The 21,383-nt window shown below is 61.7% G+C and carries 16 protein-coding genes; 9 read left to right on the top strand and 7 right to left on the bottom strand.

Going from position 1 to position 21,383, the window contains the following annotated elements; genetic code table 11:
* Nucleotides 1–302: 302 nt before the first annotated feature.
* Nucleotides 303–3,122 carry a DNA gyrase subunit A gene (gene gyrA / locus HJB82_RS05020; protein WP_207584231.1) on the bottom strand — a complete coding sequence of 940 codons (2,820 nt, stop codon included), beginning with the start codon at nucleotides 3,120–3,122 and terminating at the stop codon, nucleotides 303–305.
* A gap of 248 nt (nucleotides 3,123–3,370) precedes the next feature.
* Between gyrA and HJB82_RS05015 the strand changes: the two genes are divergently transcribed.
* Nucleotides 3,371–4,018 (top strand): MarC family protein, encoded by a 648-nt coding sequence (locus HJB82_RS05015; RefSeq protein ID WP_207584230.1) that lies wholly within the window; start codon nucleotides 3,371–3,373, stop codon nucleotides 4,016–4,018.
* Between the two features lie 91 nt (nucleotides 4,019–4,109).
* Here HJB82_RS05015 and HJB82_RS05010 read toward each other — a convergent pair whose 3' ends face one another.
* Nucleotides 4,110–4,622, bottom strand: a complete 513-nt coding sequence (locus HJB82_RS05010) for a single-stranded DNA-binding protein (RefSeq protein ID WP_207584229.1) — start codon at nucleotides 4,620–4,622, stop codon at nucleotides 4,110–4,112.
* Between the two features lie 282 nt (nucleotides 4,623–4,904).
* Between HJB82_RS05010 and uvrA the strand changes: the two genes are divergently transcribed.
* The 3 genes from uvrA to HJB82_RS04995 are packed head-to-tail and all read left to right on the top strand — an operon-like array spanning nucleotide 4,905 to nucleotide 9,115.
* Nucleotides 4,905–7,826 carry an excinuclease ABC subunit UvrA gene (gene uvrA, locus HJB82_RS05005; RefSeq protein WP_207584228.1) on the top strand — a complete coding sequence of 974 codons (2,922 nt, stop codon included), beginning with the start codon at nucleotides 4,905–4,907 and terminating at the stop codon, nucleotides 7,824–7,826.
* Nucleotides 7,823–8,284 (top strand): GNAT family N-acetyltransferase, encoded by a 462-nt coding sequence (locus HJB82_RS05000; protein ID WP_221139647.1) that lies wholly within the window; start codon nucleotides 7,823–7,825, stop codon nucleotides 8,282–8,284. Before uvrA ends, HJB82_RS05000 begins: the two co-directional genes overlap by 4 nt.
* 24 nt (nucleotides 8,285–8,308) lie before the next feature.
* Nucleotides 8,309–9,115: a DUF72 domain-containing protein gene (locus HJB82_RS04995; protein ID WP_207584226.1), complete on the top strand. Its 807-nt coding sequence runs from the start codon at nucleotides 8,309–8,311 to the stop codon at nucleotides 9,113–9,115.
* Between the two features lie 108 nt (nucleotides 9,116–9,223).
* On the opposite strand, the gene HJB82_RS04990 is transcribed toward HJB82_RS04995, so the two are convergent.
* Nucleotides 9,224–10,696, bottom strand: a complete 1,473-nt coding sequence (locus HJB82_RS04990; RefSeq protein ID WP_221139646.1) for an NAD(P)H-hydrate dehydratase — start codon at nucleotides 10,694–10,696, stop codon at nucleotides 9,224–9,226.
* 343 nt (nucleotides 10,697–11,039) lie between these two features.
* Here HJB82_RS04990 and HJB82_RS04985 point away from each other — a divergent pair, with 343 nt between their 5' ends.
* From HJB82_RS04985 to hspQ, 3 genes are all read left to right on the top strand, one after another.
* Nucleotides 11,040–11,378, top strand: coding sequence for a P-II family nitrogen regulator (locus HJB82_RS04985; RefSeq protein WP_003579240.1), 339 nt, complete (start codon nucleotides 11,040–11,042; stop codon nucleotides 11,376–11,378).
* A gap of 79 nt (nucleotides 11,379–11,457) precedes the next feature.
* Nucleotides 11,458–12,867 carry a type I glutamate--ammonia ligase gene (gene glnA / locus HJB82_RS04980; RefSeq protein WP_003559365.1) on the top strand — a complete coding sequence of 470 codons (1,410 nt, stop codon included), beginning with the start codon at nucleotides 11,458–11,460 and terminating at the stop codon, nucleotides 12,865–12,867.
* A 260-nt stretch (nucleotides 12,868–13,127) separates the two neighbouring features.
* A complete protein-coding gene (gene hspQ / locus HJB82_RS04975) occupies nucleotides 13,128–13,457 on the top strand; it encodes a heat shock protein HspQ (protein WP_003539613.1) in 330 nt (109 codons plus the stop codon).
* A gap of 109 nt (nucleotides 13,458–13,566) precedes the next feature.
* Here the strand turns inward: hspQ and HJB82_RS04970 are convergent, their stop codons facing one another.
* A complete protein-coding gene (locus HJB82_RS04970; RefSeq protein ID WP_207584223.1) occupies nucleotides 13,567–14,226 on the bottom strand; it encodes an invasion associated locus B family protein in 660 nt (219 codons plus the stop codon).
* A 283-nt stretch (nucleotides 14,227–14,509) separates the two neighbouring features.
* Between HJB82_RS04970 and HJB82_RS04965 the strand changes: the two genes are divergently transcribed.
* Nucleotides 14,510–16,312, top strand: a complete 1,803-nt coding sequence (locus HJB82_RS04965) for an extracellular solute-binding protein (RefSeq protein WP_207584222.1) — start codon at nucleotides 14,510–14,512, stop codon at nucleotides 16,310–16,312.
* 64 nt (nucleotides 16,313–16,376) lie between these two features.
* On the top strand, nucleotides 16,377–17,048 hold the full coding sequence (locus HJB82_RS04960) for a DsbA family oxidoreductase (protein WP_221139645.1): 672 nt from the start codon (nucleotides 16,377–16,379) through the stop codon (nucleotides 17,046–17,048).
* Nucleotides 17,049–17,080: 32 nt separating this feature from the next.
* On the opposite strand, the gene HJB82_RS04955 is transcribed toward HJB82_RS04960, so the two are convergent.
* From HJB82_RS04955 to HJB82_RS04945, 3 genes are read right to left on the bottom strand one after another with little or no spacing between them, the layout of a single operon-like run.
* The gene (locus HJB82_RS04955) at nucleotides 17,081–17,548 is read right to left on the bottom strand and encodes an OsmC family protein (protein ID WP_221139644.1); all 468 of its coding nucleotides are present in this window, start codon (nucleotides 17,546–17,548) and stop codon (nucleotides 17,081–17,083) included.
* A 16-nt stretch (nucleotides 17,549–17,564) separates the two neighbouring features.
* Complete coding sequence (gene mfd / locus HJB82_RS04950; RefSeq protein WP_207584219.1) at nucleotides 17,565–21,068, bottom strand: transcription-repair coupling factor; 3,504 nt, start codon at nucleotides 21,066–21,068, stop codon at nucleotides 17,565–17,567.
* Nucleotides 21,065–21,370: a succinate dehydrogenase assembly factor 2 gene (locus HJB82_RS04945; protein ID WP_207584218.1), complete on the bottom strand. Its 306-nt coding sequence runs from the start codon at nucleotides 21,368–21,370 to the stop codon at nucleotides 21,065–21,067. The genes mfd and HJB82_RS04945 overlap by 4 nt, the downstream gene beginning before the upstream one ends.
* Between the last annotated feature and the right edge of the window lie 13 nt (nucleotides 21,371–21,383).

The raw sequence follows: 21,383 nt of genomic DNA, 5'->3' as shown, positions 1-21,383 counted from the left end.
TGTTCACGATCTTGACAGTGCTCACGGCCCTTATCAGCGTCATGTTCATCGTGTCAGTAACCTCGACGATATCAGCGCTCCGGCGCGAAGGCGAAGAGGTAAAGGCGCTGAACGAAAAACATAGAGCGTTCTGACTTTCCTTTTTTACTTCCCTCTTCCCCACCTTGAGCGGCACCCTTCCGTCGCCTAAGGCCATTCAAAGCCGGATGCACCCAGCGTCCGGCTTTTTCTTTGGGCGTGGCTTTAAACCATTCCCCGGACTGAAAAGAAAAGGGCGGCTTGAAGCCGCCCCGTTCATCTGATCATTCCTCGGCGGGCCCCGGATCGCCATCGGCAATCGGCGCTTCGCCCGCAGCATCTTCGTCGGTAATAGCGGCGCCGTCGGCGACCTCGACGGCCTCCTCCGTCTCGTCCTCCTCCGGCTCGCTGATGCGCTCGACCGAAACGACCTTCTCGTCCTTGGCCGTCGAGAAGATGGTGACGCCCTTGGTGGCGCGGCTGGCGATGCGGATGCCGCCGACCGGCACGCGGATCAGCTGGCCGCCATCGGAAACCAGCATGATCTGGTCGCCGTCCTCGATGGGGAATGCCGCGACCAGTTCGCCGATCTCGCCGGTTTTCGACGTATCGGTGGCGCGAATGCCCTTGCCGCCGCGGCCGGAGATGCGGAAATCGTAGGACGACGAACGCTTGCCGAAGCCCTTTTCGGAGACGGTGAGAACGTACTGCTCAAGCTGTTTCAGCTCTTCGTAACGCTCGTCGCTCAGTTGTCCCTCCTCGGTGACTTCCTCGCCGACCAGCGCGATCTCCTCGGCCTCACCCGTCGTCAGACGCCGGTCGTTGGCGGCGCGCTTCAGGTAGGCGGCGCGCTCCCACGGCTCGGCATTGACATGGCGGACGATGGTCATCGAGATGATGCGGTCGCCGCCGGCAAGGCTGATGCCGCGCACGCCGATCGAGTTCCGGCCGGCGAAAACGCGGACGTCGTCGACGGAGAAGCGGATGCACTGGCCGAGCGCCGTCGTCAGCAGCACGTCGTCATTCTCGGTGCAGGTCTCGACGGAGAGGATTTCGTCGCCCTCCTCCTCGAGCTTCATGGCAATCTTGCCATTGCGGTTGACCTGGACGAAGTCCGACAGCTTGTTGCGGCGAACCGTGCCGCGCGTCGTCGAGAACATCACGTCGAGATTGTCCCAGCTCTCCTCGTCCTCGGGCAAGGGCAGGATGGTAGTGATGCGCTCGCCGGGTGCAAGCGGCAGCATATTGATCAGCGCCTTGCCGCGCGAGGTCGGCGTGCCGATCGGCAGGCGCCAGACCTTCTCCTTATAGACGATGCCGCGCGAGGAGAAGAACAGAACCGGCGTATGCGTATTGACTACAAATAGCCGGCTAACGAAATCCTGGTCGCGGGTGGTCATGCCGGAGCGGCCCTTGCCGCCGCGGCGCTGGGCACGATAGGTGGTCAGCGGCACGCGCTTGATATAGCCCAGATGCGAGACGGTGACGACCATGTCTTCACGAGCAATCAGATCCTCGTCGTCCATTTCGAGGCCGCCATCGATGATCTCGGTGCGGCGCGGCGTGCCGAATTCATTGCGGACAGCGAGGAGTTCGTCCTTGACGATGGTCTGGATGCGGACGCGCGAGGAGAGAATATCGAGGTAATCCTTGATCTCCTCACCGATTTTGTTGAGTTCGTCGCCGATTTCGTCGCGGCCAAGGGCCGTCAGGCGGGCAAGGCGCAGTTCGAGGATGGCGCGGGCCTGCTCTTCGGAGAGATTGTAGGTCAGGTCCTCGTTGATGCGATGGCGCGGATCGTCGATCAGACGGATCAGGCTTTCGACATCTTCGGCCGGCCAGCGGCGGGTCATCAATTCTTCGCGGGCCGACTGCGGATCGGGCGCCTGGCGGATGACGCGAATGACTTCGTCGATATTGGCGACGGCAATCGCGAGACCGACCAACACATGGGCGCGGTCGCGCGCTTTGCGCAGCAGGAATTTTGTTCTCCGGCTAACAACTTCTTCGCGGAAGGAGACGAAGGCGCGCAGCATGTCGAGAAGGGTCAGCTGTTCCGGCTTGCCGCCGTTCAGCGCCACCATGTTGCAGCCGAAGGACGTCTGCAGCGGCGTATAGCGATAAAGCTGATTGAGGATGACCTCGGCATTGGCGTCGCGCTTCAATTCGACGACGACGCGATAACCCTGGCGGTCGGATTCGTCGCGCAGGTCGGAGATGCCTTCGATGCGCTTGTCGCGCACCAGCTCGGCCATCTTTTCGATCATCGTCGCCTTGTTCACCTGGTAGGGAATCTCGGTGATGATGATCTGCTCGCGGTCACCGCGCATTGGCTCGATGGCGGCGACGCCGCGCATGATGACCGAGCCGCGGCCAGTCTCATAGGCGGAGCGAATGCCGGCACGGCCGAGGATCTTCGCACCCGTCGGGAAATCGGGGCCGGGAATGATCTGGATCAGATCCTGCAGCTCGATTGCCGGATCGTCGATCAGCGCGATGCAGCCGTCGATGACTTCGGAGAGATTATGCGGCGGGATGTTGGTCGCCATGCCGACGGCGATGCCGCCTGCGCCATTGACGAGCAGGTTCGGGAATTTGGCCGGCACCACAACCGGCTCGGAGAGCGTACCGTCATAGTTGTCGCGGAAATCGACGGTTTCCTTGTCGAGATCGTCGAGCAGCGAATGGGCAGCCTTTTCGAGGCGGCATTCGGTGTACCGTTCGGCCGCCGGCGGGTCACCATCAACCGAGCCGAAATTGCCTTGGCCGTCGATCAGCGGCAGACGCAGCGACCAGGGCTGCGCCATACGGGCGAGCGCATCATAGATCGCGGAATTGCCGTGCGGATGGAATTTACCCATCACGTCACCGGTGACGCGGGCGCATTTGACGTATTTCTTGTTCCAGTCGATGCCAAGCTCGGACATGCCGTAGAGGATGCGCCGGTGCACGGGCTTCAGGCCGTCGCGCACGTCGGGCAGCGCGCGGCTAACGATGACGCTCATGGCGTAATCGAGATACGACCGCTGCATTTCCTCCATGATGGAGATGGGCTCGATGCCTGGCGGGAGCTTCCCGCCGCCGGGGGGTGTTTGCTCAGTCAAAACAGATCACGATCTCTTCTAGAATCACTTGAAGATTTATAGCGGAAAGCCCGTTGCAGCGCCAATTTCACCGGGCGTTTTGAACAGGCTTTTGCGGCTTAAAGAGGGTAAAACATGCAAGTTGCGCGGCCGAACCGGACAAATCCGCCGCGGGCCGCCGCGGGATATTTGCCAAATCGGAATCGCCGCTTCACAATCATAAAACCACGCATAAAAACCACCCGACTATATGGGGTTCCGGAGAGACGATGGCAAGCGCCGACCAATTGATCAACGCCTTCACGACGCTGCTGGTCACCATCGATCCGCCGGGGCTCGCACCGATCTTCCTGGGGCTGACGATGGGCATGAGCCGCGCCCAGCGCACGCAGGTGGCGCTGCGCGGCTCGGTTATCGCCTTCATCATCCTCGCCGTCTTCGCGCTGTTTGGGGCCGGCGTACTCGGCGTGCTCGGGATTTCGATCGGCGCCTTCCGCATCGCCGGCGGTCTGCTGCTGTTCTGGATCGCCTTCGAGATGGTCTTCGAAAGACGCCAGGAACGCAAGGAGAAGGCCACCGAAGCGGCCATCACCAAGGATCACATCGAGAATATCGCCGTCTTCCCGCTAGCCTTGCCGCTGATTGCCGGCCCGGGCGCCATCTCGGCGACGATCCTGCTTGCCGGCACGCTCGCCACCTCCATCGGGAAAGCCCAACTGATCGGCGTCATTGCCGCCAATCTGCTGCTGACCTTCCTAATGCTGCTGATCGCCGAACGGCTGGACCGTTTCCTCGGCGTCACCGGCCGGGCAATTCTGACGCGGCTTCTCGGCGTTATCCTCGCGGCCCTTGCCGCACAGTTCGTCGTCGACGGGGCGAAATCGGCGTTCAATCTGATCAGCGCAACGCCGCACTGAAAACGGCATCCGCCGCGAGATCAAAGAAAAAGAGCATGACGCCGTTAAAGACGTCATGCTCTCGGATAAATCATAAACCACGAACGGCCGATCAGAACGGGATGTCGTCGTCGAGATCCCGCGAGAAGTTGCCACCGCCGCCACCGCCGCGGCTTGGCGATGATGAGGGAGCCGGGGCGCCGTAGTCGTCGCCATAATCATTGCTGCTGCTGCCGCCACGGCCGCCACCGGAGCTTGCACCGCCGCCTTCACCGCGGCCGTCGAGCATGGTCAGCGTCGAACCGAAGCCCTGCAGCACCACTTCCGTCGAGTAGCGGTCCTGTCCCTGCTGGTCCTGCCACTTACGGGTCTGCAACTGGCCTTCGATATAGAGCTTGGCGCCCTTCTTCACATATTGCTCGACGACCTTGCACAGGCCCTCGTTGAAGACGACGACAGTGTGCCATTCGGTCTTTTCACGACGCTCGCCGGAATTGCGGTCGCGCCAGGTCTCCGAGGTCGCAATACGAAGATTGGCGATCGGCCGGCCATCCTGGGTGCGGCGGATTTCCGGGTCCGCACCGACATTTCCGATCAGAATTACCTTGTTTACGCTACCAGCCATGCTCTCACCCTACCTGCCGCCCTGCCCGGCGGCGTTTCAATCGATCGGCGCACCTTAAACCATCAACGACCGCCGATGCGCATGGGCGGCACTTAATCCACATATTTCTCCGTCAGAACACCGCATGCATCCATCAGGATTTTTGTTCTTTCTTTGTTCTAGTTTATCCGTATGATCCTGTCAACAGAATCGAAAACCTTCAGTGTTGCGGACATTCAGCCTCGACTCGCCGTTCGGCATCACTAAATAAGGGCTGTTATCCCAAAGGACCAAGCTGAGACGATGAGCGAACTGAAGACGATCTCCATCCGCGGCGCGCGCGAGCATAATCTCAAAGGCATCGATCTCGATCTGCCGCGCAATAAGCTGATCGTCATGACCGGGCTTTCGGGCTCCGGCAAATCCTCGCTTGCCTTCGACACGATCTATGCCGAGGGCCAGCGGCGCTATGTCGAGAGCCTCTCCGCCTATGCCCGGCAGTTTCTCGAGATGATGCAGAAGCCCGACGTCGACCAGATCGACGGACTGTCGCCGGCGATCTCGATCGAGCAGAAAACCACCTCGCGCAACCCGCGCTCGACGGTCGGCACCGTGACCGAGATCTACGACTATATGCGGTTGCTCTTTGCCCGCGTCGGCGTGCCCTATTCACCGGCGACCGGCCTGCCGATCGAAAGCCAGACCGTCAGCCAGATGGTCGACCGCGTGCTCGATTTCGGCGAAGGCACCCGTCTTTATATTCTCGCGCCGCTCGTGCGCGGGCGCAAGGGCGAATACAAGAAGGAACTGGCGGAGCTGATGAAGAAGGGCTTCCAGCGCGTCAAGGTCGACGGCCAGTTCTACGAGATTGCCGAGGCGCCGGTGCTCGACAAGAAATACAAGCACGACATCGACGTGGTGGTCGACCGCATCGTCGTGCGCTCGGATGTCTCGGCCCGCCTAGCCGACAGCCTGGAAACCTGCCTGAAGCTCGCCGACGGGCTGGCGGTCGCCGAATTCGCCGACAAGCCGCTGCCGCTGGAAGAGACCTCGGCCGGCGGTTCGGCCAACAAGTCGCTCAACGAGACGCATGAGCGCGTGCTGTTTTCGGAAAAATTCGCCTGCCCGGTTTCCGGCTTCACCATTCCGGAGATCGAGCCGCGACTGTTCTCCTTCAACAATCCCTTCGGCGCCTGCCCGACCTGCGACGGCCTCGGCGCCCAGCAGAAGATCGATCGCGACCTGATCGTGCCCGAGCCGGAACGGACGCTGCGCGACGGGGCGATCGCGCCCTGGGCCAAGTCGACCTCGCCCTATTACAATCAGACGCTGGAAGCGCTGGGCAAACATTACGGCTTCAAGCTCGGCACCCGCTGGAACGATCTTTCCGACGAGGCCAAGGACGTCATTCTCAACGGCACCGACGACAAGATCGAATTCCATTATGCCGACGGCGCCCGCTCCTATACGACGCAGAAGAATTTCGAGGGCATCATCACCAATCTCGAGCGGCGCTGGAAGGAGACCGATTCCGCCTGGGCGCGTGAGGACATCGAGCGCTTCATGTCGGCAGCACCCTGCCCTTCCTGCAACGGCTTCCGCCTGAAGCCGGAAGCGCTGGCGGTGAAGATCGCCACGCTGCATATCGGCGAAGTGACTGCCATGTCGATCCGCGTCGCCCGCGACTGGTTCGAGACGCTGCCGGCCAGCTTCAACGCCAAGCAGAACGAGATTGCCGTGCGCATCCTCAAGGAAATCCGCGACCGGCTGCGTTTCCTCAACGATGTCGGCCTGGAATATCTCAGCCTGTCGCGCAATTCCGGCACGCTGTCGGGCGGCGAAAGCCAGCGCATCCGGCTGGCCTCGCAGATCGGCTCGGGGCTGACCGGCGTGCTCTATGTGCTCGACGAGCCTTCGATCGGCCTGCATCAGCGCGACAATGCCCGGCTGCTCGACACGCTGAAGCACCTGCGCGACATCGGCAACACCGTCATCGTCGTCGAACATGACGAGGATGCGATCATGACGGCCGACGACGTGGTCGATATCGGCCCGGCCGCCGGCATTCATGGCGGCGAGGTCATCGCCCACGGCACGCCGCAGGATATCATGGACAATCCGAAGTCGCTGACCGGAAAATATCTCTCGGGCGAACTCGGCGTTCCCGTTCCCAACGAGCGCCGCAGACAGAAGAAGGGCCGCGAGATCAAGGTGGTCGGCGCCCGCGGCAACAATCTGAAGAACGTCACGGCGGCAATCCCGCTCGGGGTGTTCACGGCGGTGACCGGCGTTTCCGGCGGCGGCAAATCCACCTTCCTGATCGAGACGCTGTATAAATCGGCAGCGCGCCGCGTCATGGGCGCGCGCGAAAACCCGGCCGATCACGACCGCATTGACGGCTTCGAGCATATCGACAAGGTGATCGACATCGACCAGTCGCCGATCGGCCGCACGCCGCGCTCGAACCCGGCGACCTATACCGGCGCGTTCACGCCGATCCGCGATTGGTTCGCCGGCCTGCCGGAGGCAAAAGCGCGCGGCTACCAGCCGGGGCGTTTCTCCTTCAACGTCAAGGGCGGGCGTTGCGAGGCCTGCCAGGGCGACGGCGTCATCAAGATCGAGATGCACTTCCTGCCCGATGTCTACGTCACCTGCGACGTCTGCCACGGCAAGCGCTACAATCGCGAGACACTCGATGTCACCTTCAAGCAGAAGTCGATCGCCGACGTGCTCGACATGACGGTGGAGGAAGGCGTCGACTTCTTCGCGGCGGTGCCGGCCGTGCGCGACAAGCTGCAGTCGCTGAAGGATGTCGGCCTCGGTTACATCAAGGTCGGCCAGCAGGCCAATACGCTGTCGGGCGGCGAGGCACAGCGCGTCAAGCTGGCCAAGGAGCTGTCGAAACGCTCGACGGGGCGCACGCTCTACATTCTCGACGAACCGACGACCGGCCTGCATTTCCACGACGTCGCCAAGCTGCTTGAAATGCTGCACGAACTGGTCAACCAGGGCAATTCCGTGGTGGTGATCGAGCACAATCTCGAAGTCATCAAGACGGCCGACTGGGTGCTCGATTTCGGTCCCGAAGGCGGTGATGGCGGCGGCGAGATTGTGGCTTTCGGCACGCCCGAGGCGATCGTCAAGGAGAAGCGCTCCTATACCGGGCACTTCCTCAAGGAATTGCTGGAACGGCGGCCGGCGAAGAGGGCGGCTGCGGCGGAATGACGATGCGGCCGGCGTCGCCCGAAGATCTGGAAAGGATCACGACGCTGACAGCAGCCGCCTATCGGCCCTATACCGAACTGTTCGGCGCTCCGCCGATCCTGATGACGGAGGATTACGCGCCTCGCATCGAACGCGGCGAGGTCTGGCTCCGCGAGGTCGGCGGCGAAACCGCGGGGCTGATGGTTGTCGAGCGGCATTCCGATCACCTCATGCTGTTCAGCATCGCGGTCTCGCCGGCCTTTCAGGGGGCCGGACATGGTCTGGCGATGCTCAAGTGGCTGGAGGGCAAGGCGCGCGAGTGGGCAAAGCCGGAAATCCGGCTCTACACCAATGCGCTGATGGAGCGGAACATCGCCCTTTATCGCGCCGTCGGATTTCACGAAACGGGTCGCCGGCCGAACCAATATCGGCCAGGATGGACGCTCGTCGACATGGCGAAACAGATCGATGCGGCCTGAACGGCTGCAAACAGGGAGGACGACATGACCAAATCCGGCACTATCCGCACCGGCATCGGCGGCTGGACCTTCGAGCCCTGGCGCGGGCATTTCTTTCCCGATGACCTGAAACAGAAGGACGAGCTGAATTATGCCAGCCGCCAGCTGAAGGTTATCGAGGTTAACGGTACCTATTACAGCACGCAGAAGCCGGCGGTTTTCGCCAAATGGGCGGCCGACGTACCCGACGGTTTCATCTTCTCGCTAAAGGCGACGCGTTTCGTCACCAACCGGCGGGTGCTTGCCGAAGCCGGTGAATCGATGGAACGCTTCCTGTCCTCGGGCATCAGCGAACTCGGCGATCATCTCGGGCCGCTGCTCTGGCAGTTCGCACCGACGAAGAAGTTCGATCCGGAAGATTTCGAGGCCTTCCTGAAGCAGCTGCCGGCAAAGCAGGACGGGCTGGCGCTCCGCCACGTGGTCGAGGTGCGCCACGATTCCTTCAAAGTGCCGGAATTCGTGGCACTGCTGGCGAAATACGGCGTGGCGCCGGTCTGCGCCGAACATTTCGAATATCCGATGATCGCCGATGTCACGGCCGACTTCGTCTATGCCAGGCTGCAAAAGGGATCGGACGATATCCCGACCTGCTATCCTGATAAGGACCTGAAGGCCTGGGCAGGCCGACTGGAGACCTGGGCGGAGGGCAAGGTCCCGGACGACCTGCCGCTGATCGATGGGGATCGCAAGGTGAAGGCCGAGCCACGCGACGTCTTCGCCTTCATGATCCACGAGGGCAAGGTCAATGCGCCGCATGGGGCGATCGCCCTGCAGCAGGCGCTGGCAAAATAGGCCGGGCTGAGATTTGCGCTGAAGACATAGGCATCGGCGGCTCGAAGCTAAAGCATCGGCGGCTCGAAGCTGAAGCATCGGCGGTTCGAAGCTGAAGCATCGAGCGGGCTAAAGCGGCGAGACATGGGACGCGAGCTCCTCCGCCGTCAGGCCCTTGCCGGCGCGTTGGCCAGCCTCCCCGTGCAGCCAGACGCCGGCGGCCGCTGCCTCGAAGGCCGGCAGGCCCTGGGCGAGCAATCCGCCGATGATGCCGGCGAGCACGTCGCCGGAACCGGCGGTGGCAAGCCAGACCGGCGCGTTGGTATTGATCAGCGCACGTCCGTCCGGCGCGGCAATGACGGTATCAGCGCCTTTGTAGACGATCGCGGCATTGGCGAGGCGGGCAGCGGCCACTGATTTATCAACCTTCCCCAGCCCATCGTCGCCGGCAATATCGGGAAAGAGCCGGGCGAACTCCCCCTCGTGCGGCGTCAGCACCAGACGCGGCTCGCCCCGGAAAAGGTCAAACAGCTGCTGCGGATCGTCCTTGAACGAGGAGATGCCGTCGGCATCGAGCACGAGATGGCGCTCGGCAAGGGCCGAGACGAAGCCGCGCGCTCTGACGCCGATGCCGAAGCCGGGGCCTAGAACGAAGCTTTGCAACCGCTTGTCGGCGAGCCAATCGTCGAGGTCGGCCGCGTTGTCGATCGCATGCAGCATGACAGCGGTGAGATGCGCAGCATTGGCGGCCATTGCCGCGCGCGGGGCTGCGATCGTCACCAGGCCGGCGCCGGCCTTCAGGCCTGCGATCGCCGACATGCGCGCAGCCCCCGTCTTGTCGGCCTCGCCTGAGAAGACGACCAGATGACCGCGCTTGTATTTATGGGTTTCCAACTGCTCGGCCGGCAGCACACCCTTCCAGGCATCCGGCCTGTTCTCGGCGAAGACGCCGCCCGCCGCAGCCCTGACGATGCGGGCGGGAATGCCGATATCGAAAACCTCCAACTCGCCGCAAAGCTCCCTGCCCGGCATCAGGAGATGGCCGGGTTTGCGCGTCATGAAGGTGATGGTGTTGCAGGCCCGGAAGGCGGCCCCCAACACCCTGCCGGTGCGGCCATCCAGTCCGGAGGGCAGATCGATGGCAAGCACGGGAAGACCGGCTTCGGTGACTTGCTCGATCACCGTGCGGACATCGGCCGGCACCTCGCGGCCAAGCCCCGCCCCGAACAGGCCGTCGATGACGACGTCGCCGGTCTCGGGCCGGTAGAGGTCGAGTGCCTGCCCCTCCAATGCGCAGCCGTTGCGGGCACGGGCAGCGTCGCCCTTCAGCCTGGAGGGGTCGCCGAGATGGAAGAGCGCCACGGCAGCCCCGCCCTCCTGCAGATGTCTTGCCGCGACATAGGCGTCGCCGCCATTGTTACCAGGCCCGCAGAGCACGACGAAGCGCAAAGCTCCGGGATGAAGGCGCAAGGCAGCCGCCGCGACCGCCGCCCCTGCCCTTTCCATCAAGGCGAAGGAATCGATGCCGGATGCGGCAGCGGCAGCGTCGACCGCGGCCATCTCGGCAGGCGTGAGAAGAAGGTCGGAAAGTTCATGGCTCATCGGCCTATTCAATCAAAAAACGCCTAAAAAACAACCGCCTGAAACACCAAAGAAAAGAGCCTATTTTGTGCAATTGCCTATATTTTAATCCCACTGAGACATAGTTGCGCGACTCCTTAAACTTATGTCTTTTTCGATTTTCGATATGATTTTGATCGAAGGACCGAGTTTTCCCGCTGGTTTGCCGCCAAACCGTCATCAAAATCCCCGCAAACGCGGCGCTTTCGGCAAAATCCTCGTATTTTTTTAAGAAGATGGATTTCAAACTGGCATGATATCTGCATCATATCCGGCGAGCGGGAAAATTCCTGCCATAACGGGAGAAGCGGAGAGACATTTTCTCATGAAAAAGATCGAAGCGATCATTAAGCCTTTCAAGCTGGACGAAGTGAAGGAAGCCCTTCAGGAAGTCGGCCTGCAAGGTATCACGGTCACGGAAGCCAAAGGCTTCGGCCGTCAGAAGGGTCACACGGAACTTTACCGCGGAGCCGAATACGTCGTCGATTTTCTGCCGAAGGTAAAAGTCGAGGTCGTGCTGGCCGACGAGAACGCGGAGGCCGTCATCGATGCGATCCGCAAGGCGGCGCAGACCGGCCGCATCGGCGACGGAAAAATCTTCGTCTCCAATATCGAAGAGGTCATCCGCATTCGCACCGGCGAGACCGGCATCGACGCCATCTGACCCACTTTGCCTGGCGCGCAAAGTTAGATACGGTCAGCGCAGCCATGTATTGTCATCGCAAATCGGAGGAAGGTATTTAATGGCGACCGCAAGCGAAATTCTGAAGCAGATCAAGGAGAACGACGTGAAGTTCGTCGATCTGCGCTTCACCGACCCGAAGGGCAAGCTGCAGCATGTGACGATGGACGTTGTCTGCGTCGACGAGGACATGTTCGCTGACGGCGTGATGTTCGATGGCTCCTCGATCGGCGGCTGGAAGGCCATCAACGAGTCCGACATGGTGCTGATGCCCGATACCGAGACGGTGCATATGGACCCGTTCTTCGCACAGTCGACCATGGTCATCGTCTGCGATATTCTCGATCCGGTTTCCGGCGAGGCCTATAACCGCGATCCGCGCGGCACTGCCAAGAAGGCCGAAGCCTATCTCAAGGCATCCGGCATCGGCGACACGATCTTCGTCGGCCCGGAAGCGGAATTCTTCGTCTTCGACGACGTCAAGTACAAGGCCGATCCTTACAACACCGGCTTCAAGCTCGATTCGACCGAACTGCCGTCGAACGACGACACCGACTACGAAACCGGCAACCTTGGCCATCGCCCGCGCGTCAAGGGCGGCTATTTCCCGGTTCCGCCGGTCGACAGCGCCCAGGACATGCGTTCGGAAATGCTGACGGTTCTCTCCGAGATGGGCGTCGTCGTCGAAAAGCATCACCATGAAGTCGCCGCCGCCCAGCACGAACTCGGTATCAAATTCGATACGCTGGTGCGCAACGCCGACAAGATGCAGATCTACAAATACGTCGTCCATCAGGTGGCGAATGCCTATGGCAAGACGGCAACCTTCATGCCGAAGCCGATCTTCGGCGACAACGGCTCGGGCATGCACGTGCACCAGTCGATCTGGAAGGGCGGCAAGCCGACCTTTGCAGGCGATGAATATGCAGGTCTTTCCGAGAGCTGCCTCTACTACATCGGCGGCATCATCAAGCATGCCAAGGCGATCAACGCCTTCACCAATCCGTCGACGAACTCCTACAAGCGTCTCGTCCCGGGCTACGAAGCACCGGTTCTGCTGGCATACTCCGCTCGCAACCGCTCGGCCTCCTGCCGCATTCCGTTCGGCACCAACCCGAAAGCAAAGCGCGTCGAAGTCCGTTTCCCGGATCCGACCGCCAACCCCTATCTCGCCTTTGCCGCCATGCTGATGGCCGGCCTCGACGGCATCAAGAACAAGATCCATCCCGGCAAGGCCATGGACAAGGATCTCTACGACCTGCCGCCGAAGGAATTGAAGAAGATCCCGACCGTCTGCGGCTCGTTGCGCGAAGCACTGGAAAGCCTCGACAAGGATCGCAAGTTCCTGACGGCCGGCGGCGTGTTCGACGACGACCAGATCGATGCGTTCATCGAGCTGAAGATGGCTGAGGTGATGCGTTTCGAAATGACGCCGCATCCTGTCGAATACGACATGTACTATTCGGCCTGATTGGCCTGAACACGGAAAGTCCCGGTTCGCCGGGGCTTTCACCTCCCAGGGTCATGGACGCCATTACAGCGCCGCGCGTCTTTTCAGACGCACAAAGACGCTGTAACACTTTGAAATGCTGCATAATTTAATCCTTAAATCGATGCCGATCTAAGGAATTATGCAGGAGGAGGATATGACGTTCATGTGACGAGCTTGCGCAAAAATCTTGATTTGCGTGGCACCAATCACCAAATTTGGTGATGAAAGGAAGTCGTACCATGAAAGAAAGAGTAGCAAAGTTCAGTATCGGCGAAGTGGTTCGGCACAAGGTTTTCCCGTTTCGCGGCGTCATCTTCGACGTTGATCCGGAGTTCGCGAATACGGAGGAATGGTGGAATTCCATTCCGGCCGAGGTGCGCCCAAGCAGGGACCAGCCCTTCTATCACCTGCTCGCGGAAAATGACGAAAGCGAATATGTCGCTTATGTCTCCGAGCAGAATCTGATGAACGATGAAAGCGGCACGCCGCTTCGCAACCCGCAGATCTACCAGATTTTCGATCAGGCCCCGTCAGGGCAGTTCAAACCCAAGATGAGCTTCGCCCACTAAACTCGGTCTGACCGCAGCATCATTCAAGGCCTCGTTCCCGACGAGGCCTTTTCCTTGCGCACAAAAAACCCGGCTTGAAGCCGGGTTTCTATTCAGTATGGCGGCAGGATTACTGCGCCTTGGCTGCCTTCTGGGCGTCTTCCAGCTTCTTGCGGGCTTCTTCGGCCTTCTTCTGCATGCCTTCCTGCAAACTGCGCTGACTTGCGGCGAGCTTGTTTTCGGAAACCGGTTCGCCGTCATAAGCGCCGGTGAAGCCTTCGAGCGAGATCTTGATCGGGTTCGGGGCTCGACGGAAATTGATCGAGGTGAAGATCACGTCGCTGCCCTTCTTCAGGCTGGCGATCATCGCGTCGGTCAGCGGAACTTCGGCCGTGCACTTGTCCGGCAGGCAGACGGCGTAGTCGAGCTTCTGGCCCTTGCCGCCGTCGATCTGCATGATGACGCCCGGGGGGATCAGGCGTGCCGTGGGAACCGAGACCTGCAGGAGCTTGCGGTTGATCTTGCCGGAAACCGAGATCAGGCCGACGGCCGTGACGAGTTGGCCGCCATTGGCGAGAATCAGGTTCTGGACAACACAGATGTCGTTGTCTTCCTGCTTGCTGCAGGTCTTGTACCAGCCGAGCTTCGGCGCGCCGGCGGCCTGCGCCTGGCCATCGGCAGGAGCCGCGGCTTCCTGGGCGAAGGAGGAGACCGGAGCCGAAGCGGCGCCGAACATCACTGCCAGAACGGACAGCGCTGCCCGCATTTTCTTTTCAGACTTGAACATCATAACGAATTCCGTCTCCTGATATCCGTTCAGGACAGCGACTTGCCGCCCCAACCTCGGGTCGTTCGGCACTCACCTCTTAAAAAAATAAGGCAAATGCATGACCCCGAAACTTCGGGTTCACCTGTTACATCGCGGCGTTCAAGATATCCAGCATTTCTTTGGCAATTTGAGGAGCATTTCGTCGCGATGCCAAAGAAATCGGCGCTCCGTGTTGGAATCGCTCGACCCCATGATAATCTCCGCGGTGAATCATGCCCGTTTTCGTGGTCTCAAGGATTGCCGAATGCTCCGGATCGTCGTCCCCCTCGTCCTGTCGCTGCTGTGCGGCGCTGTCGCCGCCGAGCCGCTGCATGGCATCGCGATGCACGGCGAGCCGGCTTTGCCGGCGGATTACAAACACTTCCCTTACGTTAATCCTGATGTGAAAAAGGGCGGCAAGATCACCTACGGCGTCGTCGGCACCTTCGACAGCCTCAACCCGTTTATCCTGAAGAGCATGCGCACGACGGCGCGCGGAATGTGGGATCCGGAATATGGCAATCTCGTCTACGAATCGCTGATGCAGCGCTCCAGGGACGAGCCGTTCACGCTCTACGGCCTGCTGGCCGAGACGGTCGAATGGGACGACGACAGGAGCTTCATCCAGTTCAACCTCAATCCGAAGGCGAAATGGGCCGATGGCCAGCCGGTGACGCCTGAGGACGTGATGTTCACCTTCGAACTGATGCGCGACAAGGGCCGCGTGCCCTTCGCCAACCGCCTCAACGTCGTCGCCAAGATGGAGAAGGTCGGCGAACACAGCGTGCGCTTCACCTTCAACGACAAGGCCGACCGGGAGACGCCTTTGATCTTCGGCCTTTTCCCGGTTCTGCCGAAACATGCGATCGATCCGGAAACCTTCGACCGTTCGTCGCTGACGCCGCCGATCGGCTCCGGTCCCTACAAGGTGAAAACGGTGAAGCCCGGCGAGAGCATCACCTATGAGCGTGATCCGAATTACTGGGGCAAGGACATTCCCGCCAAGGTCGGCACCGACAATTACGACACGATCACCGTCCAGTATTTCCTGCAGGATACGACGCTATTCGAGGCCTTCAAGAAGGGCGATGTCGACGTCTATCCCGACGGCAATCCCGGCCATTGGACCAATGCCTATGATTTCCCCGCGGCCACCTCGGGCTCTGTCCTCAAGGACACGTTCACGCCGAAACTGCCGAGCGGCATGCTCGGCTTCGTGTTCAACACGCGCCGGTCGATCTTTGCCGATCTCAAGGTGCGGGAAGGCCTGTCGCTGGTGTTCGATTTCGAATGGGCGAACAAGAACCTTTATTCCGGCGCCTACAAGCGCACCCAGAGCTTCTGGCAGAATTCCGAGCTGTCGAGCTTCGGCGTACCCGTCAATGCCGCCGAGCTTGCCCTGCTCGGGCCGATCAAAAGCAAAATCGCGCCCGACATTCTCGACGGCACCTACAAGCTGCCGGTCACCGATGGCTCCGGCCGCGACCGCAATGTGCTGAAACAGGCTGTTGGATTGTTGAAAGAGGGCGGCTATGCGATCCAGGGCGGCAAGATGGTGGATGCCTCCGGCCGCCAGCTCGCCTTTGAAATCATGACGCAAAATGCCGACCAGGAGAAGCTCGCCGTCGCCTATCAGCGATCGCTGCAGACGATCGGCATTGCCGCTTCGATCCGCACCGTCGACGATTCGCAGTATCAGAGCCGGACGAACAGCTTCGACTACGACATGATCATGAAGTCCTACACTTCGTCGCTATCGCCTGGAAACGAACAGCTCGGCCGTTGGTCTTCCGCCGCCAAGACCCGCGAAGGCACCGACAGTTTCGCCGGTGTCGCCGATCCCGATATCGACACGCTGATCGACCATCTGCTCAGGGCGCGCTCCGCCGAGGATTTCACCGCGGCGGTGCGCTCCTATGACCGGCTGCTGCTTTCCGGCCATTACGTGCTGCCGCTCTACCATATAGACCAGCAATGGCTGGCACGCAGCAAGCGCATCGGCCATCCCGAGAGCGTGCCGCTCAATGGCTATCAGCTGCCGGTATGGTGGGATACGAGCGTGCAGTAAGAAGAGCCGAATCGGGCCGGCTGAATGTCTCCGTTCTGAGACGCAGAGAATAAGGAAAATCATCATGGAGCGTATCGCCATCGACGTCGTCTCGGATGTCGTCTGCCCCTGGTGCTATCTCGGCAAGGCGCGGCTGGAGCTTGCCATTGCCGAGGTGCAGGACCAAATCGGCGTCGACATCAACTGGCGGCCGTACCGGCTCAATCCCGAGTACCCCAAGAAGGGAGTCGACCAGAAGAAGGCGCTGGCGGAGAAACTTGGCGGCGAGGAACGCGTGGCGCAGGCCCACAAGATGCTCACCGATTTGGGCCGCGAGGTCGGCATCGCCTTCGATTTCGAGGCGATCAGGATCGGCCCGAATACGCTCGATGCACATCGGCTGATCCACTGGGCGATGATCGAAGGCCGCGAGAAGCAGGACAAAGTGGTTGCCGCCCTGTTCACGGCGAATTTCGAGGAAGGCCGCAATGTCGGCGACCATGCGGTGCTGCTCGATATCGCCGAGAAGGCCGGCCTCGACCGCCCGGCCACCGCCTCGCTGCTCGCCTCCGATGCCGATCGCGATCTGATCGTTGCCGAGATCACGGCGGCCCAGGAGATGGGCGTCAACGGCGTGCCGTTCTTCATCTTCGACCAGCAATATGCCGTCAGCGGCGCCCAGACGCCCGACGTGCTAGTAAACGCGTTGCGCGATATCGCCAAAGCGAAGGCCGAGGCGCGATCCGGGCTCAACTAGCAGACGGCAAAGGGCCGGCAACGATTTCAGCGTCAGCCCAGAACTGGAACGCAGCGCACCTCGGTCTTCACCGAATTGGCGATGAAGCAGTCGTCATGGGCGCGATGGTGCAGGCTTTCGAGCTCACTCAGGGAAGGCTGTTTGTCGCCCCTGAAGACGACATGCGGACGGAGCGTCACGACGGTCATGGCGAGGCGGCCTTCGGCGTTCTTCTCCATGATGCCCTCGGCGGCATCGGTGTAGCTGTCGACGCAGAACCGCTGTTTGGCGGCAATCGACAGGAACCAGAGCATGTGGCAGCTGGAGAGCGAGGCGACGAAAGCCTCTTCCGGATCGACGGCGTCTTCGACCGAATAGGGCAGCTGAACGACATGCGCCGAGGAGGACGCCCTGACCTCGATGCCGCCGTCGAAGCTCCAGCGGTGGGCACGGCTGTAGCGGTTGTCGGTGAATGTCTCGCCGTTCCGGTCCCAAGCGATCCTTGCGCCGTATGTCGCCATCCTCAAGTCCTTCCGTTTATTTCGCCATCTCGGCCAGTTGCGTCATGATAACGGCAGCGCCCTGCAGGCGCTTTTCCGGCGTCGGCAGGTCGCGGGTCAGGAAAACGCTGTGGTCGGGGCGGATTTTCGCCATCGCGCCCTGCTTGCCGATGTAGCCGACGAGGTTTGCCGGGTTGGGGAATTCCTTGTTGCGGAACTGCACGACGACGCCCTTCGGGCCGGCATCGAGCTTTTCGACATTGGCGGTGCGGCAGAGCGACTTGATGTAGACGATCTTCAGGAGATGCTGGACCTCGATCGGCATCGGCCCGAAACGGTCAATCATCTCGGCGCCGAAGCCGTCGATCTCCTTGAGTTCGGTGATTTCGCCGAGACGGCGGTAGAGCGCCATGCGCAGATGCAGGTCGGGCACGTAGCCCTCCGGGATCATCACCGTCGTGCCGACCGATATTTGCGGCGACCAGCCGGTGTCGTGGATCTCGTCGATACCCTTGACCTCGGCGACCGCCTCTTCCAGCATCTGCTGATAGAGCTCGAAGCCGACCTCCTTGATGTGGCCGGACTGCTCTTCGCCGAGCAGGTTGCCGGCGCCGCGGATATCGAGATCGTGGCTGGCCAGCTGGAAGCCGGCGCCGAGCGTATCCAGCGACTGCAGCACCTTGAGCCGGCGTTCGGCGGTGGCCGTCAGCACCTTATTCACAGGCAGGGTGAAGAGCGCGAAGGCGCGCACCTTCGAGCGGCCGACGCGGCCGCGCAGCTGATAGAGCTGGGCAAGGCCGAACATGTCGGCGCGGTGGACGATTAGCGTGTTGGCTGTGGGCACATCGAGGCCGGATTCGACGATGGTGGTCGACAGCAGCACATCGTAACGGCCCTCATAAAAGGCATTCATGATGTCTTCGAGTTCGCCGGCCGGCATCTGGCCATGGGCGACGGCGACCTTCAGCTCCGGCAAATCCGACTGCAGGAAGGCATGTATGTCCTCGAGGTCGGCAAGCCTAGGGCAGACATAGAAGCTCTGGCCGCCGCGATAATGCTCGCGCATCAGCGTCTCGCGGATGATCAGACTGTCGAAGGGCGAGATGAAGGTGCGCACCGCCATGCGGTCGACCGGCGGCGTGGTGATCAGCGACAGTTCGCGCACGCCGGTCATCGCAAGCTGCAGCGTGCGCGGGATCGGCGTCGCCGACAGCGTCAGCACATGCACGTCGCTCTTCAGCTCCTTCAGCCGTTCCTTGTGCTTGACGCCGAAATGCTGCTCCTCATCGATGACGAGCAGGCCGAGATTGGCGAATTTGATGCCGGCGCCAAGCAGCGCATGGGTGCCGACAACGATATCGGTCTTGCCTTCGGCCACTTCCTTCTTGGTCAGCGCCAGCTCCTTGGCCCCGACCAGGCGCGAGGCCTGCTGGATGCGCACCGGCAGGCCGCGGAACCGCTCGGAAAAGGTCTTGAAATGCTGGCGGGAGAGCAATGTCGTCGGCACGACGATGGCGACTTGGGCGCCGTTCATCGCCGCGACGAAGGCGGCACGCAGCGCCACTTCGGTCTTGCCGAAGCCGACGTCGCCGCAGACGAGACGGTCCATCGGCCGGCCGGCGCCGAGATCGGAGCGCACGGCCTCGATGGCGGCATCCTGGTCCTCGGTCTCGTCATAGGGGAAGCGGGCGGCGAATTCGTCGTAGAGACCTTCCGGCGTCGTCAGCATCGGCGCATGGCGCGTCAGGCGCTCGGCGGCGATGCGGATCAGCGCATCGGCCATGTCGAGCAGGCGCTTCTTCAGCTTGGCCTTGCGCATCTGCCAGGCGCCGCCGCCGAGCTTGTCGAGCTGGGCCTCGGTGCCCTCGCCGCCGTAGCGCGAGAGAAGATCGATGTTTTCGACCGGCAGGAAAAGCTTGGCCTCGTCGGCATATTGCAGTTCGAGGCAGGCATGCGGGGCGCCTGCGGCCTCGATGGTCCTCAGCCCGATGAAGCGGCCGATGCCATGTTCGGCGTGAACGACGATCGAGCCTTCGTCGAGGCCCGCGACCTCCGAGATGAAATCGGCGGCGCGCTTGCGGCGCTTGGAGCGGCGCACCATGCGGTCGCCGAGGATATCCTGCTCGCCGATGACGACGAGGTCGCCGGCCTCGAAGCCGGCTTCGAGACTGAGTACGGCGGCGGCCGCCTCGCCTCTCGCCAACGAGCCGAGATCCTTCAGCGCCTCGACCGGCTTGACCTTTTCCAGGCCGTGTTCGTTCAGCACCTGCAGCAGGCGCTCCAGCGAACCTTCGGTCCAGGCGGTGACGAGCACTTTCGCGCCGCCGGCGCGGCGGTCGGCGATATGTTTGACGACGACGTCGAAGATGTTGATGCGTTCTGCATCGCCGCCGCCTTCGGCATTCGCGCGAGCCCAGCGCTGGCCCTGGCGGGCGTCGATATTGACGACGCGGCGCGCCTCGCCCTCATGCTCGTTGAAGGGGCTGATGCGGATCGCCCCGAGCGCGTCGAGGGTCTTTGCGAAAAGCTTGCTGTCGAGATAGAGCTGGCCCGGCGTCACCGGCTTGTAGGGCGTGCCCTGCGCCATCTGGCCCTTGGCCGGCTGGCCGGAATTCAGCCGGGCGTCGTAATAATCGAAGACCAGCTTGGAGCGCTCCTCGGCTGCCTCACGCACCGTATGGTCGGTGACAACACGGAAGCCGCTGAGATAATCGAAGACGGTATCGAGCTTCTCGTAGAAGAGCGGCAGCCAATGCTCCATGCCCGGATAACGCCGACCCTCGGAGACGGCGAGATAGAGCGCGTCGTCGCGCGTGGTGGCGCCGAAAGCCGAGAGGTAATTCTTGCGGAAGCGGCTGATCGTATCCGGGGTCAGTGTCACCTCGCTCATCGGGTTGAGATCGAGGGAGCGCACCTGGCCCGTCGTGCGCTGGCTTCCCGGATCGAAGCAGCGGATCGATTCCAGCGTGTCGCCGAAGAAATCGAGGCGGACCGGCTCTTCCGAACCCGGCACGAAGACGTCGAGAATGCCGCCGCGCACGGCATATTCGCCGACCTCGCGCACGGTTGCGACACGCTCGAAGCCGTTGCGCTCCAGGCGGCCGGCAAGATCGTCCATGCGCAGCTGGTTGCCGGGACGGGCTGAAAAAGTCAGGCTTTCGATGACATCCTGCGGCGCCACCTTCTGCAGCATGGCATTGGCGGTGACGAGGACGATGGCGGCATGCGGCTTCTTGCGGTGGGCGATGAGGCCGCCGAGTGCTGCAAGCCGGCGGGCCGAGGTATCGGCACTCGGCGAAACGCGGTCATAAGGCAGGCAGTCCCAGGCCGGCAGGGTGAGAACAGGAATGTCGGGGGCGACAAAGCCCAGCATCTGCTCGAGATCGGCCATGCGGTGGCCGTCGGACATGACATAAGCGACCGGCTCTCCCGCTCGGGCGAGTTCGGCCAGCAGCAGCGGTTCCAGACCTGACGGCACATTGCCGATCGTCAGCGGCTCGGCAATGGCCGCAAGCTTCTTCGCATCGAAACCAGGGATCATTCCGGCGTCCTGAGGGGCTTGTCGAAATCGGGTGTGTAGGCGGCAAGGCGGGTAAACATCGGTGTCTGGAAACGCTCGGGCACCGGCCATGTTCCCATGATCCAGCGAACAAGGTCATTGTCCTCTTCCGCCATGATCGTCTCGAACTCGTCAAGCTCGGCTTCCGAAAGCGTCGCGATCTCGGCTTCGGCGAACTGGCCGAAGACCAGGTCCATCTCGCGGATGCCGCGGTGCCAGCAGCGGAAAAGGATCCGGCGGCGGCGCGGGTCGAGACCGGCACTGGTGAGCGTGACACCTGTCATGGCATTACCTTCC

The organism is Rhizobium sp. NZLR10 (genome assembly GCF_019685125.1).
In the GTDB taxonomy this organism is placed as follows: Bacteria; Pseudomonadota; Alphaproteobacteria; order Rhizobiales; family Rhizobiaceae; genus Rhizobium.
The sequence above is the reverse complement of the archived record's forward strand: the minus strand, read 5'-3'. Positions and strand labels throughout refer to the sequence as shown.

Coding starts and splice junctions, on each gene's coding strand:
- HJB82_RS05015 (WP_207584230.1), top strand. CDS start 3,371: ATGGCAAGCGCCGACCAATTGATCAACGCCTTCACGACGCTGCTGGTC.
- HJB82_RS05010 (WP_207584229.1), bottom strand. CDS start 4,622: ATGGCTGGTAGCGTAAACAAGGTAATTCTGATCGGAAATGTCGGTGCG.
- uvrA (WP_207584228.1), top strand. CDS start 4,905: ATGAGCGAACTGAAGACGATCTCCATCCGCGGCGCGCGCGAGCATAAT.
- HJB82_RS05000 (WP_221139647.1), top strand. CDS start 7,823: ATGACGATGCGGCCGGCGTCGCCCGAAGATCTGGAAAGGATCACGACG.
- HJB82_RS04995 (WP_207584226.1), top strand. CDS start 8,309: ATGACCAAATCCGGCACTATCCGCACCGGCATCGGCGGCTGGACCTTC.
- HJB82_RS04990 (WP_221139646.1), bottom strand. CDS start 10,696: ATGAGCCATGAACTTTCCGACCTTCTTCTCACGCCTGCCGAGATGGCC.
- HJB82_RS04985 (WP_003579240.1), top strand. CDS start 11,040: ATGAAAAAGATCGAAGCGATCATTAAGCCTTTCAAGCTGGACGAAGTG.
- glnA (WP_003559365.1), top strand. CDS start 11,458: ATGGCGACCGCAAGCGAAATTCTGAAGCAGATCAAGGAGAACGACGTG.
- hspQ (WP_003539613.1), top strand. CDS start 13,128: ATGAAAGAAAGAGTAGCAAAGTTCAGTATCGGCGAAGTGGTTCGGCAC.
- HJB82_RS04970 (WP_207584223.1), bottom strand. CDS start 14,226: ATGATGTTCAAGTCTGAAAAGAAAATGCGGGCAGCGCTGTCCGTTCTG.
- HJB82_RS04965 (WP_207584222.1), top strand. CDS start 14,510: ATGCTCCGGATCGTCGTCCCCCTCGTCCTGTCGCTGCTGTGCGGCGCT.
- HJB82_RS04960 (WP_221139645.1), top strand. CDS start 16,377: ATGGAGCGTATCGCCATCGACGTCGTCTCGGATGTCGTCTGCCCCTGG.
- HJB82_RS04955 (WP_221139644.1), bottom strand. CDS start 17,548: ATGGCGACATACGGCGCAAGGATCGCTTGGGACCGGAACGGCGAGACA.
- mfd (WP_207584219.1), bottom strand. CDS start 21,068: ATGATCCCTGGTTTCGATGCGAAGAAGCTTGCGGCCATTGCCGAGCCG.
- HJB82_RS04945 (WP_207584218.1), bottom strand. CDS start 21,370: ATGACAGGTGTCACGCTCACCAGTGCCGGTCTCGACCCGCGCCGCCGC.